Raw genomic sequence first — 15600 nt, forward strand, 5'->3', positions numbered from 1 at the left:
TTTCTCTGTTGGAACGGAATTTCTAGAAATCAACGCCGCGCTGGGCCTTGATGCCTGCCTGGAACGGGTGCTTCTCCTCGGTCATCTCGGTGACCAGATCGGCACGGTCGCGCAGCTCTTGCGGCGCGTCGCGGCCCGTCAGGAACACGCTGGTGCGGTCGGAACGCGCCTTCAGCCCGTCCATCACCTCGTCCACCGAAAGGTATTCATATCGCAGCGCGATGTTGATCTCGTCCAGCACGACCAGATCATAGTCGCCGCTTTCCATCAACTCGCGCGCCTTGCCAAAGGCTGCCTTGGCCGCCGCGATGTCGCGCTCGCGGTCCTGGGTGTCCCAGGTAAAGCCTTCGCCCATCGTGTGCCACGTCACCAGCCCGTGCTTTTCAAAGAACAGCCGCTCGCCACTCTTCCATTTGCCCTTGATGAACTGGACCACGGCCACGGTCTGCCCCCAACCCAGCGCGCGCACGACGACGCCGAAGGCAGCCGAGGACTTGCCCTTGCCCTTGCCGGTGTTGATCAGCACCAGCCCGCGGCCGGGATCGACCTTTTCGGACACCTTCTTGCGGTGCTCGGCCTGCACCTGCTGCATCTTTTTCTTGTGATCCTGCGCGTCGCTCATGGGGATTCCTCGTTCAGTGTTCCGGCCAAACTAGGGGATGTGGCCGAAAGGTAAAGTCAGGCTTTGGGGTCGGTGACCGAGCGCACCTTGCCGCGCTCCAGCCCGAGCTGCCGCTCGCGCCAGATCACGAGCACGTTGCCGGCGATGACCAGCGCGGCGCCGGCCAGCATCACCAGGGTCGGCAGCTCGTCGAACCAGACATAGCCGATCACGATGGCGAACAGCATCGTCGTGTAATCATAGGGCGCCAGCATCGACGCCTGTCCAAAGCGGTAGGACGAGGTGACCAGAATCTGTGCGACCCCGCCCACAAGGCCGGTGGTGATCAGCAGGGCCGCCTGCTGCCACGTCGGCACGGTCCAGCCGAAGAACACCGTCAGCCCTGACAGCAGCGTCGCCGTCAGCGAGAAATAGAACACGATGGCCGCCGGGTGATCGACCTGCACCAGTTGCCGGATGTGAATCTGCACGAAGGCGCGGGCGATGGTGGCGCCCAGAACGCAGAGCGCGCCAATGGTTGCGGCGGTTTCCATCTGGCCCCCGCCGAGGCGCGGCCAGAGCATGATGAGGACGCCCAGCAACCCGACGGCGACGGCGCCGATCCGGATCAGGCGGATGCGTTCCCCCAGCATCAGCGCCGCCAGAATCAGGGTGAAAATCGGCGTGGCATAGCCGATCGCGGTGACCTCGGGCAGGGGCAGCAGGCTGAGGCCGGTAAAGGTCAGCCCCATCGCGGTCGTCCCCAGAACCCCGCGCCAGAAATGGCCCATAGGTTTCCGGACGACGAAACCCTGCGCCAGTTCGCCGCGCGAGATCAGCCAGAGGACGATGACGGGGATGGCAAAGAGCGAGCGGAAAAAGACCATCTCGCCGGGTGGGAAGTCTTCAGAGAGCGCCTTGACCAGCGCCGACATCGAGGTGAACAGGAACAGGGCGCTCAGTTTGAGCACCACGGCCAGAACGGGTCGATGCGATGTTAAGGAAGTCGCCATTTTCGCGACCCTGCGCTTTTACGCGCCAAAGTGCAATGGCAAGGATGCGTGCTCAGTCCGCAGTCCAGCCGGGCGGCAGAGGGTGGCCGATCTCTTCGGCGAAGGCATCCAGAAAGTGCAGCATTCGCGCCACGCGGTCGCGTGCCATCGCTCTGCCGCCTTCGGTCAGCATGTCCGAGGGCAGGGTCAGCAGCTTCACCTTCCAGTGGTCGATCGAGAACAGCAGATCGTCCAGCGGGCGGTTCTCGGCAAAGGGGTCTGCCGGGTCGTAAAGCGCGCGGCCCAACGAGCCCGCCACCGAGAAATTCCGGGCGATTCCGATGGCCCCCAGTGCATCCAGCCGGTCGGCGTCGCGCAGAATGCGGGCCTCAGGCGTTTCGGGCGGGATCTGCGCCGAGAAGCTGTGCGCCGCAATCGCGTGCTGGGTCGTCCGGATTTCCGGTGGCGAATAACCCAGATCATCCAGAATCGGCGCGGCCTGTTCGGCCGACTGCCGCGAGGCCAGGTGCCGGTCGGGCGCGTTCTTGGGCAGGTTGACCAGATCGTGCAGGTAGCAGGCCGCGATCAACACCCGCAGGTCGGTCTTTTCATCCGCGATCGTGCTGGCATTGACCCAGACCCGGTCAAGATGCGCCAGATCATGCGCCGGGTCCACCGCCATGCGGGCCTCGGCGATCTGGCGCAGCCGGGTGTGAAGTTCAGCCGATGCGGCCACGATTCTCGCCGATCTGGCCGCGATGCAGCAGCAGGTGGTCCAGGATCACGCAGGCCATCATCGCCTCACCCACCGGGACGGCGCGGATGCCGACGCAGGGGTCGTGGCGGCCCTTGGTGATGATCTCGGTCTCTTCGCCCGATTTGGTGATGGTCCTGCGCGTGGTCAGGATCGACGAGGTGGGTTTGACCGCGAAACGCACCACGATGTCCTGCCCGGTCGAGATGCCGCCCAGGATGCCGCCGGCGTGGTTCGAGCTGTATTGCGGGCCGTCGGGACCCATGAAGATCTCGTCGGCATTGGCCTCGCCGGTCAGCTCGGCGGCGGCCATGCCTTCGCCGATCTCGACGCCCTTGACCGCGTTGATCGACATCATCGCCGCGGCGAGGTCGGTGTCGAGCTTGCCATAGACCGGCGCGCCCAAACCGGCGGGAACGCCGCGGGCGACGACCTCGACCACCGCGCCGACCGAGTTGCCGGATTTGCGCAGATCATCGAGATAGGCCGCCCAGTCCTGTGCGGCCTGCGCGTCCGGGGTCCAGAACGGGTTCCGTTCGATCTGCGCCCAGTCGAAATTGTCGCGATCGATCCGGTGCGGGCCGATCTGGGTCATGTAGCCGGTGATCTGGACGTTGGGGGCGATCTGCCGGATCGCCTCGCGCGCCAGCCCGCCCGCAGCCACTCGCGCTGCCGTCTCCCGGGCCGAGCTGCGCCCGCCACCGCGATAGTCGCGGATGCCGTATTTCTGCCAGTAGGTGATATCGGCATGGCCGGGACGGAACTTGTCCTTGATGTCCCCGTAATCCTTCGAGCGCTGATCGGTGTTCTCGATCATCAGCTGGACGGGGGTGCCGGTGGTCTGGCCCTCGAACACGCCCGACAGGATTTTTACCTGATCGGGCTCGCGCCGCTGGGTGGTGAACTTGTTCTGCCCCGGTTTGCGCCTGTCCAGCCAGTGCTGGATCATCGCCGCGTCGATCGGAACGCCCGGCGGGCAGCCGTCGACGGTCGCCCCCAAGGCGGGTCCGTGACTCTCGCCCCAGGTGGTGACGCGGAAGAGGTGTCCAAAACTGTTCATCGACATGGGGCGGGCTCCTTTGGGATCGTGATTAGCGGGGAGCGCCTTGAGCCTCAAGCGGATTTGCGACCCCAGGGACATGGGGGGCGCTGCCCCCGCCGCGGCAAGCCGCGGCTCCCCCGGAGTATTTCGGAAAAGATGAAGGCGCGATTGCCGGGGAATTGCATGTCGCCGGATTGGCCAAGGGTCAGGCGTGATGCGATGCTTGTCAAAACCATGGCCCATCTGGGAAAGGATGTGGGTGAACAGGGAGAATCGAGATGCATCCGAACCCGGCCTTCCGCGTAGAGGACAGAGCTCGCAACATTGCCTTCGCCCGCGACCGGGCCTTTGGTGTTCTGGCGGTTCCGGGGGCAGAGGCTCCTCTATTGAGCCACGTTCCTTTCCTGCTTGATCAGGAGGGGCAGGTTGCGGAGATGCATCTGGTGCGGTCCAATCCGATCGTGCGGGCGCTTGAGCGACCGCAACCGGTTCGGATCGCGGTTGCAGGCCCCGACAGTTATGTCTCGCCTGACTGGTATGGTGTCGCGGAACAGGTGCCGACCTGGAATTACGTTGCCGTGCATCTGATAGGGGTTCTGGAACTGCGCCCGCAAGCCGAGTTGCGGGATCTTCTGGACAGGCAGTCTGCCTTTTTCGAAACCCGCCTGGCGCCGAAACCTCCCTGGACCGCCGACAAGATGGCGCCCGAGGCGTTACAGAGGCTGATGCGGATGATCGTGCCCTGCCGGATGCGGGTCGACGAGATTCAGGGCACGTGGAAGCTGAACCAGAACAAGGACGAGGCGGCCCGTCTTGGGGCGGCCGATCAGGTTGGAGGCGCGGATTTCGGCAGTGAAACCCGCGCGCTCTCGGCGTTGATGCGCAAGGTGTGATCCGCGCCCTCGCCGCGTTCATGCGGTCATTCGGCGTTGAAGGTGGCCAGATAGGCGGCGATGTCCTCGGCGCCTTTTTTCAGCTTGACGCTCATGTTGGGACGGGCGCCGTCGTCTTTCAGGAATTCGCGGATGAACCCGATCGGGTCGCGGGAATAGGCGGCGATGTTTTCCTCGGTCCAGACGAGTCCCTTTTCGCCGGCGCGGATCATGTCGTCGGTGAACATGCCGATCGGAAGGCGCTCGCCGCCGTAGCGATAGTCGTTCTCGGTGCCGGCAACCCGGCCGACGACGCCATAGAGATTGGGGCCGGTGATTCCGCCCTTCACCAGGACCTCGCCGTCCCGGATGATGGCGTGACAGGACGAGCAGCGATTGTAGAGCATCTCTCCCTTTTTCGGATCGCCCGCGGCAAGCGCAGGGGCCGTGCCGAGCGCGGTCAGGATCATGGCGGCCAGGGTTTGCTTGATCATGCATGTTCTCCATGGTGTCTTCGCGCGACGGGGCTTATCCATGTTCCCGTTAAAAGTGCAACGAGAAAATCCCCCCATGTCGCAGGGCAATAAATGCAAGTAAAATTAATGATTTGAAGGTATTCAGCGCCACTTTTCGGATAGTCTGTTTGCAAGTGGTGTGCGCTGGGAGCAATCCCGTGAAGATGGCCCGTGCCTGGGAGGATCCCGGGTCTTTGCCTTCACCCGTCAAATGCACCGGGCGAATCAATCCCGGAGCGTTTCGGCGCGGCTTGACTGGTCTGATTTCGGCTGCAAATCGCAGGAAAACGGACCCGGCCTTGAAATTCTGTGTCTGCATTGCGACATGAATCGCCACATGCGGCGTAGTGCGCGGCTTTGACCGCTGGACGAACCGTTTTCTCCCGGATAGATACGCGCGATGAGATACCGCTATTCATGCGGTGCTGATGCATGTTTGCCCGAAAGCCGGGCGCTGGAATCGGAGAAAACCTCGTGTCCCACGCAGAAGACCACGAAGGCACCCGCAGAGATTTCCTCTACTACGCCACGGCTGGCGCAGGTGCCGTAACCGCAGGGGCTGCCGTCTGGCCCCTGGTCAATCAGATGAACCCGTCAGCAGACGTTCAGGCGTTGTCCTCGATCCGCGTGGATGTCAGCGACGTCGAGGTCGGAACCCAGATCACCGTCAAATGGCTGGGCAAGCCGGTGTTCATCCGCCGCCGCACGCAGGAAGAGATTGAAGAGGCCCGCTCGGTCGATCTGTCGGAACTGCCGGACAAGGACGACCGCAACGCCAACAAGCCGGGCCTGGATGCCTCGGACGAGAACCGCTCGCTGGACGAGGCCGGCGAATGGCTGGTGATGATGGGCGTCTGCACCCATCTGGGCTGCGTTCCGCTGGGTGATGGCTCGGGTGACTATCACGGCTGGTTCTGCCCCTGCCACGGTTCGCACTACGACACCTCTGGCCGTATCCGCAAAGGACCCGCGCCCGAGAACCTGCACGTTCCGGTGGCCGAGTTCGTCGAGCCTACCGTCATCAAGCTGGGATAAGGAGGCGCGCTCATGTCCGGAATTCCGCACGATCACTACCAGCCGAAGACCAATGGCGAGAAGTGGCTGAACAGCCGCCTGCCCATCGTCGGCCTGATTTACGACACCATCATGATCCCCACCCCGAAGAACCTGAACTGGTGGTGGATCTGGGGCATCATCCTGGCGTTCTGCCTGGCGCTGCAGATCGTCACCGGCATCGTTCTGGTGATGCACTACACCCCGCATGTCGACCTGGCCTTCGCCAGCATCGAGCACATCATGCGCAACGTGAATGGCGGCCACATGCTGCGCTATCTGCACATGAACGGCGCGTCGCTGTTCTTTGTCGCCGTCTACATCCACATCTTCCGCGGCCTGTTCTACGGCTCGTACAAGGCCCCGCGCGAGATCACCTGGATCATCGGCATGCTGATCTATCTGTGCATGATGGGCACCGCCTTCATGGGCTACGTCCTGCCGTGGGGTCAGATGTCCTTCTGGGGCGCCACCGTGATCACCGGCCTGTTCGGCGCGATCCCGTTCATCGGCGAAAGCATCCAGACCTGGCTGCTGGGCGGACCCGCCGTGGACAACGCCACGCTGAACCGCTTCTTCTCGCTGCACTACCTGCTGCCCTTCGTCATCGCGGCGCTGGTCGTGGTGCATATCTGGGCCTTCCACACCACCGGCAACAACAACCCCACCGGCGTTGAAGTGCGCCGCGGGTCGAAAGCCGAGGCCGAGAAGGACACCCTGCCGTTCTGGCCCTATTTCGTGATCAAGGACCTGTTCGCGCTGGCGGTCGTCCTTGTGATCTTTTGGGCCATCGTCGGCTTCATGCCGAACTATCTGGGTCACCCGGACAACTACATCGAGGCCAACCCGCTGGTCACGCCGGCGCATATCGTTCCCGAATGGTACTTCCTGCCGTTCTACGCGATCCTGCGCGCCTTTACCGGCGAGGTCTGGGTCGTGCAGTTCGCCAGCTTCATCACTGGTGGCATCATCGACGCCAAGTTCTTCGGGGTTCTGGCCATGTTCGGTGCGATCATCGCGATGGCGCTGGCCCCTTGGCTGGACACCTCGAGCGTGCGTTCGGGCAAGTATCGTCCGATGTTCAAGTGGTGGTTCTACCTGCTGATCATCGACTTCTTTGCCCTGATGTGGCTGGGTGCGATGCCGGCTGAAGAGCCCTATGCGACCTTCGCGCTGATCGGTTCGGCCTACTGGTTCGCCTATTTCTTCGTGATCCTGCCGATCCTCGGCGTGATCGAGAAGCCCGAGGCGCAGCCGGAAACCATCGAAGAAGACTTCAACGCGCATTATGGCAAGGCCGACGCCGAAGCCACGCCTGCCGAGTAAGAAGAGGGACCGGAAACCATGTTCAAGAAACTTGCAATCGGTGCCGCTTTTGCCCTGGCCCTTGCTCCTGCCGCGTCCTTTGCGGCAGGCGGCGGCGAGCAGCATGTCGAGGACTACCAGTTCTCGTTCGAAGGCCCCTTCGGCACCTATGACCAGAACCAGCTGCAGCGCGGCCTTCAGATCTATACCGAGGTCTGCGCGGCCTGCCACGGCCTGAAATACGTGCCGTTGCGCACGCTGAGCGACGAAGGCGGCGTTGGCCTGACCGAAGATCAGGTGCGCGCATACGCGGCCGAGAACTTCACCGTGTATGACCCGGAACTGGACGATGATCGTCCGGCCATCCCGACCGATCACTTCCCCGAGAACACCGCAGCGGGTGCGCCCGACCTGAGCATGATGGCGAAAGCCCGTGCCGGGTTCCACGGCCCTTATGGCCTGGGTCTGAACCAGCTGTTCCGGGGCATGGGTGGCGCGGAATACATCGCGTCGCTGCTCAACGGCTATACCGGCCACGAAAAGGAAGAGGCTGGCGTGATCCTCTATGAGAACACCGCCTTCCCCGGCGGCTGGATCTCGATGGCGCCGCCGCTGTCGGACGAGCTGGTCGAGTTCGCAGATGGTCATGCCAATGACGTCGAAGCCATGTCGCAGGACGTTGCGGCCTTCCTGATGTGGGCGGCCGAGCCCAAGATGATGGCGCGCAAGCAGGCCGGTTTCGTCGGGGTGATCTTCCTGACCATCCTGTCGGTTCTGCTGTACCTGACCAACAAGCGCCTGTGGGCACCGGTGAAAGGCAAGAAGGGCTGACAACAGTTCTTGTTGAACATTCAAGAGCCCCCGTGTTCCGGCACGGGGGCTTTTTCATGCCGAATTTGGGTATTTCGGCAAGGTTTCGCTGTCAGCATCTGCTTAATCGGGTGAAATAAGCCCTGCAGAGATGGAAGCGACTCGATCCGAATACCTAGCTGTTTCCCGCGGCCGATGGTCGGCCGGCGTATCACGAATGGAGAAACGGCATGAAAACCCTTGCAGTCATCGCTTCGCTTGTTCTGGCAACACCGGCGCTGGCGAGCCAGCTGTCCGCCGACACGCAACTCGGCACCACCAATGAAGAGATCACCGCTTCGCTTCAGGATCTGGGCTACAAGGTCCGCAAGATCGAGGTCGAAGACGGCAAGATCGAGGCCTATGTCATCAAGGGCGACGAAATGGCCGAGGTCTATATCGACCCGGAAAGCGGCAAAGTGGTCAAGGTCAAGGCCAAGTGATCCGTCATGGCTGATCAAAGCTCGATATTTCGCGGGCGCTCCGAACCTCGCGGCATTCGGGTGTGGGACCCCCTGGTGCGGATCGTGCACTGGGGGATCGCTCTGTCCGTTCTGTTGAACGGATCCGTGAACGACCCCGATGGCGTCGTGCACGAAAGGATCGGATACGCGGTTCTGGGCCTCGTGGTGCTCCGGTTGATCTGGGGCTTCATTGGGCCTTCCACGGCTCGCTTCTCGGCCTTTCCCCCCAATCCCGTGGCCGCTCTGCGCCACCTGAAAGCCATTCTGAGAGGCGACACGACGGTTCATCTGTCCCACAACCCATTGGGGGCCTTGATGGCCTACAACCTTTGGCTCACACTTCTGGTCATATGCGTTACGGGAATCATGATGGGCACCATCCGCTTTTTCGGTGCCGATTGGGTCGAGGAATTGCACGAAGCCGCGTTTGACTGGCTGATGATTAGTCTTGTGCTCCATGTCGGGGGTGTATTCCTCGATCAGTGGCGCACGGGCGTCAGGCTGGTTCGGGCCATGGTGACCGGATACAAGAACGTCGATCGGAACGGGCCGCTCAAGTGATTGGATGGAACACAGCAAATCCCAGGCTCGGCGAGCGTGAAGCCCGCCGGGCCGCGCTCATGGCCCTGATGATCGTGGTGCAGGCGCTGTGCGCGGTATTTTTCATTGGCGATGTTCTTCTGGATGCAACCGAAGGCTCAGCGGATTCCAGATGGCACCTTGCGTTTGAAACGGTAGCCGCCATCGTTCTGTGCATCGGAACGCTCTACTTCATGGTTGAACTCAGACGTCTCTGGGTGCGGATGGCGCAGGTCAACGCGGGTCTGCGCGCGGCGCGTGGCGAAATGTTCCAGGTGATCGACGCCTTTTTTGCAAGCTGGGGGCTGACGCCGGCGGAACGGGACGTGGCCCTGCTGATACTCAAGGGGCTCGACAACGAGTCCATCGCTCAGATCCGCGGAACGGCGGCGGGCACCGTGCGGGCTCAGTCGGCGGCGATATACGCCAAGGCCAATGTCGATGGCCGCGCCCAGTTGCTGAGCCTTTTCATGGAGGAGCTTCTGGCGGGCGACTCCGGCGACAGTGATCCTTCGGAGCAGTTCAAGCCGTCAGTTGCTGCCCGGTCTGCCCGGTGATTTTCGCCTCGACGATCGCACCCTCGGTCTGAGGCTGAGCGAAGCTCACCTCGGTAAACTGCTCGGTCCGGCCCATATGGGCGTTCTCCATCAGGATGCGATGGGTTTTTCCCACCTGAGTCGCAAGATGTTTTGCCACCTGCGCGTCACCCGCCTCACGTAGCCTGGCGGCACGTTCCTTTATGACCTTGCCGTTGACCTGCTGCGGAATGCGCGCGGCCGGGGTGCCTTCGCGCTTGGAATAGGGAAAGACGTGCAGCCAGGTCAGGTCGCAGTCGGTGACCAGTTTCAGCGAATTTTCGAAATGCGCCTCGGTTTCCGTCGGAAAGCCCGCGATGATGTCGGCGCCAAAGGTGATCTCGGGGCGCAGCTTGCGCGCCGTTTCGGTAAAGCGGATGGCGTCGTCGCGCAGGTGGCGGCGCTTCATCCGTTTCAGGATCAGGTCGTCGCCATGCTGCAGCGACAGGTGCAGATGCGGCATCAGGCGCGGCTCGGTCGCGATGGCCTGCATCAGGTTCTCGTCCACCTCGATCGAATCGATCGAGCTGATGCGCAGGCGCGGCAGGTCGGGCACCAGTTTCAGAATGCGCATGACCAGATCGCCCAGCTTGGGGCTTGCCGGCAGGTCGGCGCCCCAGGATGTCAGGTCGACTCCGGTCAGCACGACCTCGTTGTAGCCCCGGTCCACCAGCCGCTGGATCTGGTCCACCACCACGCCCGCTGGAACGCTGCGCGAGTTGCCGCGGCCATAGGGGATGATGCAGAAGGTGCAGCGGTGGTCACAGCCGTTCTGGACCTGCACATAGGCGCGCGAGCGGGTGCCGAACCCGTCGATCAGATGGCCCGCGGTTTCGGTGACCGACATGATGTCATCGACCTGCACCGCCTCGGTCTCGCCGATGAAATCGGTGGCCATGCCTTTCCAGGTTTCTGGGCGCATCTTTTCGGTGTTGCCGATCACCGCATCGACCTCGGCCATCTCGGCAAAGGTCTGTGGCTCGGTCTGGGCCGCGCAGCCGGTGACGATCAGCCGCGCGTTGGGGTTCTCGCGGCGCAGCTTGCGGATCTCCTGCCGGGCCTTGCGCACGGCCTCGGCGGTGACGGCGCAGGTGTTCACGATCACCGCGTCGGTCAGCCCGGCCTGCTGCGACAGCTCTTTCATCGCCTCGGTCTCGTAGGCGTTGAGCCGGCAGCCCAGCGTGGTGAATTTCGGCGGGTTCATCCCAGCGACTCCAGGAATTCGGGCGTCAGCGTGCCCGAGAAGACATGGCAGGTGGGGCCGGTCATCCAGACGCCGTCCTCGTGCCAGTCGATCCAGATTGTGCCGCCGTCCAGCTCGATCTGCACCTTGCGTCCGGTCAGGCCGCGCCGGGCCGCTGCCACCGCCGTGGCACAGGACGACGAGCCCGAGGCCAGCGTGATGCCCACGCCGCGTTCCCAGACGCGCATACGGATGTGATCCGGTCCGATGATCTGGGCGACCTGCACGTTCGTGCGTTCCGGGTAAAGGGGGTGATGCTCATAGCGCGCGCCGAATTCCTCCAGCGGAATCGCCTCGGCATCCTCCACGAAGAAGGTGCAGTGCGGGTTTCCCATGCCGGTGGCCACCGGGCTGCCCTCGATCGGTAGTTCCAGAGTGTCCATCTCTTCGGACAGGGGGATGTCCTGCCAGTTGAGTTGCGGAGGACCCATGTTCACCGAGGTCAAATCCTTGCCGGCGTCGCGGGCGATCAGCGTGCCCCGATCCGTGGTCAGTGTCAGGTCGGACTTGCCGGTCTCGTTCATCAGGTGCCGTGCGATGCAGCGGGTGGCATTGCCGCAGGCGGCCGAGGTCGTGCCGTCGGCATTGTAAAAGACCAGATGCGCGTCGCCTGTTCCCTTTTGAATCACCGCAAGCTGGTCGAATCCGACCCCGAATTGCCGGTGCGCGATTGCTCGCGCCAGCGCCGGCGTGATCTCGATGTCACGCGCGCGCGCGTCGACAATGACGAAGTCATTGCCCAGCCCATGCATCTTCAGGAAGGGCAGACCGGTATCCGTAAGGCGTTTCATGGCGGGCATATAGCGCCGGGCTGACGATGAATCCACCCTGTGGCGAAGATTCCTGAAAAAAGGGGTTGACCCCCCTGCACGCTCTCCCTAATTAGGCCGCCTATCGGGTCGCCGGAAACACCGGAAACAAAGGCGGCACGAGGCGCAAAATAGGGCCTTGAACCCGGTCGGGAAAATGTCCTACAGAGCGCCACGGATCGCAAAGATCCAACAGAAAAGTGGGCCGTTAGCTCAGTTGGTAGAGCAACTGACTTTTAATCAGTGGGTCGCAGGTTCGAATCCTGCACGGCTCACCACTTTCTTCAAGATAATCAATATCTTGTGGGTGTGAGAGTTTTCTTGCGCCGGTGCGCTTCGTCTGCCGGAAGCAATACGGAAGCACCGTGACAGCCATTTTCACCGCTATTGGCCGTTGCAACTCCGTCACATATCCTACGTTTGCGCCTGACCTATCTCGCCCTTGTTGGTTCAGTCGAATCTGCGCGTTGCCACCCGCGATAGCTGTGTGCATCAATGGCGCAAAAGTGGTGATTTGGGCGAATGCAGACGATTTCCGAATTCATTGAGCGTTGGGCAAAATCAGGTGGCAGCGAGCGAGCCAACTACGCCCTTTTCCTGACCGAATTGACTGAGGTGCCGGGCGTCGAATAACCGTTGCCAGCAACCGAAACCGGGAAAACGATCACTACCGGCCAGAGCGCCCGGTGTCGTCAGCAGCGATAGGTGAATCGTCTAAGAAGTTCATAGACTTTTACCGACGCGGGTCCTTCATTCTTGAGACCAAGCAGGGATCACAGGCACAGGCGTCCGATCCCGACCAACTCTCCTTGCCGACCATTCCCAAGGTCAAGCGCGTCGGCCACGGTGTCAGGGGCAGCCGGACATGGGACAAGGCAATGGTCAAGGCGCGTGGACGAGCCGACAACTACGCGCGGGGTATCGCTCGTGAAGACGGGTGGCCGCCTTTCATCATCGTCTGCGACGTTGGCTACGTTTTCGAGATTTATGCCGGCTTCTCGGGGCAAGGGCACGGCTACACACAGTTCCCGGATGGTAACTCGTTCCGCATCTTTCTGGACGACCTGGCAAAACTGAAATCCAAGACCTGTTCCGAACCATCTGGAACGATCCACAGTCCTTGGACCCATCCAAAAAGGCCGCAAAGGTCACGCGCGAAATTGCTGACCAACTGGCGCGGCTTGGCCGGTCTTTCGAGGCTCAGGGCCACGAACCGGGCAAAGTGGCAGCATTCCTGATGCGCTGCCTGTTTTCGATGTTTGCCGAGGACGTGAAGCTGATTCCGCCGGACAGCTTCACCAATCTGCCGAAAGACATGGCGAAGACCCCGGAAAACGCCGCACCCATGTTGCAAGAGCTTTGGGAAAAGATGAACGTGGGCGAGTTTTCGACCGCGATCCGCCACAAGGTTCTGCGCTTCAACGGTGGCTTGTTTGCCGATTCCACGGCCCTGCCGTTGGACAGCCAGCAAATCGCCCTGCTGATCTGTGCGGAGAACAAAGACTGGAAAACCGTCGAACCGGCGATTTTCGGCACGCTCGCACACTTCGGGGGAATACTTGTTCGTCGTCTTGCTCATGATGCTCCATCCTACTCAAGAGTTGGAGCCTCCGGCAAACCCGGTGCGGTTCGCTCCGCCGCTTTGAAAAGGATCAAGTAAGCTGACTACCCAACCTGGCAACTGTGTTTGTCCTGTGAGCAGAACGCTCCACTTTTGCCGTGATTTGCACAACGCGTTCGCGATTGTGACAAGCTTTCTGGCGACGGCTGTGATGATGACCTAATGTGGTTTGCCAGCAGCGCGACGACGGTTGGCGAAGATCTTGAGGGCTGGCCAAGGGGCTGCCTGACAGTCCCAAATCGGACCAAAGTCCCTTTTCAGTCTCGTCACATGTGCCATTAAGTAGGAATGAGCCTGTTCGTTCGTTTCAGCAATCGATGGCGCCGGATGTCGCTGGCCACGCAGTTCGGGCTGGCCGGTGGTGTCGTTCTCGTCGTTGCGGCGGTCATCGTGGGGGCCATCGTCACGCGTCGGATCGAAGAGAGCGTGGTGCGGAATTCGGCCAATGCGACTGCGCTCTACATGGAAAGTTTTCTCGCGCCCCTTTCGCAGCAACTGGCGAAGAGTGATCATTTGTCCGACACGGCCCGGCGCGCATTGGAAGAGGTCTTCACCAACACTCCGCTGGGTGAGCGGGTCGTCTCCTACAAGATCTGGAAGAAGGGCGGGAGGGTCGTGGAGGCGTCCGACCCCTCACAGATCAACAAGGTCTTCGAGGTGAGTCAGCCGTTGAAGGATGCGTGGCAAGGCCATGTCAGCGCGGAGTTCGAAGAACTGGACGGCGCCGAGGCAGTGGCGGAGAGCGCGTTGGGTGTGCCGTTGCTGGAAATCTACTCTCCAATCCGCGAGGTCTGGACGGGCGACGTGATTGCCGTGGCGGAGTTTTACGAGGCCGCTCCCCAGTTGCGCGAGGATCTGATCGCCGCGCGGCGCCTGGCCTGGGCGACCGTGGTGGGCGTTATGTTGACCATCGGCGGTGCGCTTTATCTGATAGTGATGCGGGGCAGCCGCACGATCGAAACCCAGCGTGCCGATCTCGACGCGCAGTTTCGGGATTTGCGCGCATTGTCCGCGCGCAACCTGGAGTTACGCATGCGGGTGCAGGAGGCCGCTGCCCGTAGTGCAGCCAGCACCGAGGCCGCGCTGCGTCGCATCGGTGCCGATCTTCACGACGGCCCCGCCCAATACCTCGCATTTGCCGCGCTGCGTCTGGATGATCTGCGCGAAAAACTGGATCAAGACGATGCCCGCGCCGAGCTTGACGGCGTCAATGACGCCCTCAAGCAGGCGATGACAGAAGTGCGATTCATTTCCCAGGGTCTGTCCTTGCCGGATATCGCCGAAATTTCGCTGTGTGAGGTCGTCGGAAAAGCCGTTGATGCTCATATCGGTCGCACAGGTCACGCGGTAGAAGTGACCTGCAAATGCGATGACTTTCCTGCCTCTACTGCCGTTCGCATCTGCGCCTACCGGCTCGTGCAAGAGGGTCTGAACAACGCCTCGCGCCACGGCGGCGGAAGCGGTCTGGCCGTGCAGTGTTCCGGCAATTCCCGGCGACTTGAACTGAGCGTTTGCGACAACGGCCCCGGTTTCGGCCCAGACGGCGTCAGAATGGGACTGGGCCTGACTGGCCTGCGCGACCGCGTCGAAAGCCTCGGAGGGTCATTCCAGGCGGTCAACCGTCCGACCGGTGGCAGCAGGATAACCATGATACTTGAGACGGGAGACCAATGATGGCGAAAACCCGGGTCGTATTGGCAGACGATCACCCGCTATTTCGAGAAGGCGTGGCCCGCACCCTGGAAGAAAGCAACCAGTTCGAGGTGGTCGGTCAGGGTGCCTCGGGCCGGGAGGCCGTGGATCTGACGGCGAGATTGAAGCCGGATCTGGTGCTTCTGGACCTGTCCATGCCTGACGGAGGCCAATGGGCGTTGACCCAGATCGTGTCGGGCGAACACAAACCCCTGATTGCCATGCTGACCGTTTCCGAGGACGACGAGAATATTCTGGCCGCCCTGTCGGCAGGGGCCGCGGGTTATGTGCTCAAGGGCGTTGGATCGCGCGAACTCATCCGCATTCTTACCGACCTCGTGGCCGGGCGCAGTTACGTTTCACCCTCTCTTGCGGCCAAGGTCCTGACCCGAATGAACAGCCCCCGCCGGGCTGAACAGGAACAGAGCCCGGTCGACTCCCTTTCGAAACGCGAGGAAGAAATCCTGCGGCTGGTCGCGCAAGGCAAAAGCAACAAGGAGGTCGGCTTGGCGCTCGACCTCCAGGAAAAGACCGTGAAACATTACATGACGGCGATCCTGCAAAAGCTTCAGGTGCGCAATCGAACCGAAGCCGCCCTGCTGGCTCGGGACCATTGGGGCGACTCCTGATCCGA

The 15600-nt window shown here is 61.9% G+C and carries 18 protein-coding genes and 1 tRNA gene; 12 read left to right on the forward strand and 7 right to left on the reverse strand.

Annotation, left to right across the window (positions count from 1 at the left end; all coding sequences use genetic code 11):
• Positions 1 to 22 precede the first annotated feature (22 nt).
• From cobO to aroC, 4 genes are read right to left on the reverse strand one after another with little or no spacing between them, the layout of a single operon-like run.
• Positions 23 to 622 (reverse strand): cob(I)yrinic acid a,c-diamide adenosyltransferase, encoded by a 600-nt coding sequence (gene cobO, locus AVO45_RS12315; RefSeq protein WP_068347336.1) that lies wholly within the window; start codon positions 620 to 622, stop codon positions 23 to 25.
• Between the two features lie 56 nt (positions 623 to 678).
• Positions 679 to 1614, reverse strand: a complete 936-nt coding sequence (locus AVO45_RS12320; protein WP_068347338.1) for a DMT family transporter — start codon at positions 1612 to 1614, stop codon at positions 679 to 681.
• Positions 1615 to 1666: 52 nt separating this feature from the next.
• Entirely contained in the window at positions 1667 to 2329 is a 663-nt protein-coding gene (locus AVO45_RS12325) for an HD domain-containing protein (protein WP_099045725.1), read from the reverse strand.
• Entirely contained in the window at positions 2313 to 3413 is a 1101-nt protein-coding gene (gene aroC, locus AVO45_RS12330) for a chorismate synthase (protein WP_068347341.1), read from the reverse strand. The genes AVO45_RS12325 and aroC overlap by 17 nt, the downstream gene beginning before the upstream one ends.
• Positions 3414 to 3667: 254 nt before the next feature.
• On the opposite strand from aroC, the gene AVO45_RS12335 reads away from it, so the two are divergent.
• Positions 3668 to 4282 (forward strand): FMN-binding negative transcriptional regulator, encoded by a 615-nt coding sequence (locus AVO45_RS12335; protein ID WP_068347343.1) that lies wholly within the window; start codon positions 3668 to 3670, stop codon positions 4280 to 4282.
• A gap of 26 nt (positions 4283 to 4308) precedes the next feature.
• Here AVO45_RS12335 and AVO45_RS12340 read toward each other — a convergent pair whose 3' ends face one another.
• Positions 4309 to 4755 carry a c-type cytochrome gene (locus AVO45_RS12340; protein ID WP_068347345.1) on the reverse strand — a complete coding sequence of 149 codons (447 nt, stop codon included), beginning with the start codon at positions 4753 to 4755 and terminating at the stop codon, positions 4309 to 4311.
• 495 nt (positions 4756 to 5250) lie between these two features.
• Here AVO45_RS12340 and petA point away from each other — a divergent pair, with 495 nt between their 5' ends.
• The 6 genes from petA (at position 5251) to AVO45_RS12370 (ending at position 9583) form a co-directional block, all read left to right on the forward strand.
• Positions 5251 to 5811: a ubiquinol-cytochrome c reductase iron-sulfur subunit gene (gene petA, locus AVO45_RS12345; RefSeq protein ID WP_068347443.1), complete on the forward strand. Its 561-nt coding sequence runs from the start codon at positions 5251 to 5253 to the stop codon at positions 5809 to 5811.
• Positions 5812 to 5823: 12 nt separating this feature from the next.
• Positions 5824 to 7155, forward strand: coding sequence for a cytochrome b (gene petB, locus AVO45_RS12350; RefSeq protein ID WP_068347346.1), 1332 nt, complete (start codon positions 5824 to 5826; stop codon positions 7153 to 7155).
• A gap of 18 nt (positions 7156 to 7173) precedes the next feature.
• On the forward strand, positions 7174 to 7965 hold the full coding sequence (locus AVO45_RS12355; RefSeq protein WP_068347348.1) for a cytochrome c1: 792 nt from the start codon (positions 7174 to 7176) through the stop codon (positions 7963 to 7965).
• Between the two features lie 209 nt (positions 7966 to 8174).
• Positions 8175 to 8426 carry a PepSY domain-containing protein gene (locus AVO45_RS12360; protein WP_068347350.1) on the forward strand — a complete coding sequence of 84 codons (252 nt, stop codon included), beginning with the start codon at positions 8175 to 8177 and terminating at the stop codon, positions 8424 to 8426.
• A gap of 6 nt (positions 8427 to 8432) precedes the next feature.
• Positions 8433 to 9008 (forward strand): cytochrome b/b6 domain-containing protein, encoded by a 576-nt coding sequence (locus AVO45_RS12365; protein WP_068347352.1) that lies wholly within the window; start codon positions 8433 to 8435, stop codon positions 9006 to 9008.
• Between the two features lie 59 nt (positions 9009 to 9067).
• Entirely contained in the window at positions 9068 to 9583 is a 516-nt protein-coding gene (locus tag AVO45_RS12370) for a helix-turn-helix transcriptional regulator (RefSeq protein ID WP_082688776.1), read from the forward strand.
• Here the strand turns inward: AVO45_RS12370 and mtaB are convergent.
• On the reverse strand, positions 9549 to 10805 hold the full coding sequence (gene mtaB, locus AVO45_RS12375) for a tRNA (N(6)-L-threonylcarbamoyladenosine(37)-C(2))-methylthiotransferase MtaB (RefSeq protein WP_068347357.1): 1257 nt from the start codon (positions 10803 to 10805) through the stop codon (positions 9549 to 9551). The genes AVO45_RS12370 and mtaB overlap by 35 nt on opposite strands.
• Complete coding sequence (gene dapF / locus AVO45_RS12380) at positions 10802 to 11644, reverse strand: diaminopimelate epimerase (protein ID WP_068347359.1); 843 nt, start codon at positions 11642 to 11644, stop codon at positions 10802 to 10804. The genes mtaB and dapF overlap by 4 nt, the downstream gene beginning before the upstream one ends.
• A gap of 211 nt (positions 11645 to 11855) precedes the next feature.
• Between dapF and AVO45_RS12385 the strand changes: the two genes are divergently transcribed.
• From AVO45_RS12385 to AVO45_RS12405, 5 genes are all read left to right on the forward strand, one after another.
• Positions 11856 to 11931: transfer RNA gene (locus AVO45_RS12385), tRNA-Lys, on the forward strand.
• Positions 11932 to 12339: 408 nt separating this feature from the next.
• On the forward strand, positions 12340 to 12891 hold the full coding sequence (locus tag AVO45_RS19890) for a type IIL restriction-modification enzyme MmeI (RefSeq protein ID WP_068347361.1): 552 nt from the start codon (positions 12340 to 12342) through the stop codon (positions 12889 to 12891).
• Positions 12876 to 13313 (forward strand): type IIL restriction-modification enzyme MmeI, encoded by a 438-nt coding sequence (locus AVO45_RS12395; RefSeq protein WP_169796007.1) that lies wholly within the window; start codon positions 12876 to 12878, stop codon positions 13311 to 13313. The genes AVO45_RS19890 and AVO45_RS12395 overlap by 16 nt, the downstream gene beginning before the upstream one ends.
• A gap of 249 nt (positions 13314 to 13562) precedes the next feature.
• The gene (locus AVO45_RS12400; RefSeq protein ID WP_068347365.1) at positions 13563 to 14948 is read left to right on the forward strand and encodes a sensor histidine kinase; all 1386 of its coding nucleotides are present in this window, start codon (positions 13563 to 13565) and stop codon (positions 14946 to 14948) included.
• Positions 14948 to 15595, forward strand: coding sequence for a response regulator (locus AVO45_RS12405; protein WP_099045730.1), 648 nt, complete (start codon positions 14948 to 14950; stop codon positions 15593 to 15595). Before AVO45_RS12400 ends, AVO45_RS12405 begins: the two co-directional genes overlap by 1 nt.
• Positions 15596 to 15600 lie beyond the last annotated feature (5 nt).

Origin of the sequence: Ruegeria marisrubri, from assembly GCF_001507595.1 — a bacterium.
GTDB classification, from domain to species: Bacteria; Pseudomonadota; Alphaproteobacteria; order Rhodobacterales; family Rhodobacteraceae; genus Ruegeria; species Ruegeria marisrubri.

Bases quoted from the DNA above. Each gene is read 5' to 3' on its own strand.
- AVO45_RS12400 (WP_068347365.1), top strand. From the start codon at position 13,563: ATGAGCCTGTTCGTTCGTTTCAGCAATCGATGGCGCCGGATGTCGCTG.
- AVO45_RS12365 (WP_068347352.1), top strand. From the start codon at position 8,433: ATGGCTGATCAAAGCTCGATATTTCGCGGGCGCTCCGAACCTCGCGGC.
- AVO45_RS12335 (WP_068347343.1), top strand. From the start codon at position 3,668: ATGCATCCGAACCCGGCCTTCCGCGTAGAGGACAGAGCTCGCAACATT.
- aroC (WP_068347341.1), bottom strand. From the start codon at position 3,413: ATGTCGATGAACAGTTTTGGACACCTCTTCCGCGTCACCACCTGGGGC.
- AVO45_RS12405 (WP_099045730.1), top strand. From the start codon at position 14,948: ATGGCGAAAACCCGGGTCGTATTGGCAGACGATCACCCGCTATTTCGA.
- AVO45_RS12360 (WP_068347350.1), top strand. From the start codon at position 8,175: ATGAAAACCCTTGCAGTCATCGCTTCGCTTGTTCTGGCAACACCGGCG.
- AVO45_RS12370 (WP_082688776.1), top strand. From the start codon at position 9,068: ATGGCCCTGATGATCGTGGTGCAGGCGCTGTGCGCGGTATTTTTCATT.
- dapF (WP_068347359.1), bottom strand. From the start codon at position 11,644: ATGCCCGCCATGAAACGCCTTACGGATACCGGTCTGCCCTTCCTGAAG.
- petB (WP_068347346.1), top strand. From the start codon at position 5,824: ATGTCCGGAATTCCGCACGATCACTACCAGCCGAAGACCAATGGCGAG.
- AVO45_RS12340 (WP_068347345.1), bottom strand. From the start codon at position 4,755: ATGATCAAGCAAACCCTGGCCGCCATGATCCTGACCGCGCTCGGCACG.
- AVO45_RS12355 (WP_068347348.1), top strand. From the start codon at position 7,174: ATGTTCAAGAAACTTGCAATCGGTGCCGCTTTTGCCCTGGCCCTTGCT.
- AVO45_RS12320 (WP_068347338.1), bottom strand. From the start codon at position 1,614: ATGGCGACTTCCTTAACATCGCATCGACCCGTTCTGGCCGTGGTGCTC.
- mtaB (WP_068347357.1), bottom strand. From the start codon at position 10,805: ATGAACCCGCCGAAATTCACCACGCTGGGCTGCCGGCTCAACGCCTAC.
- cobO (WP_068347336.1), bottom strand. From the start codon at position 622: ATGAGCGACGCGCAGGATCACAAGAAAAAGATGCAGCAGGTGCAGGCC.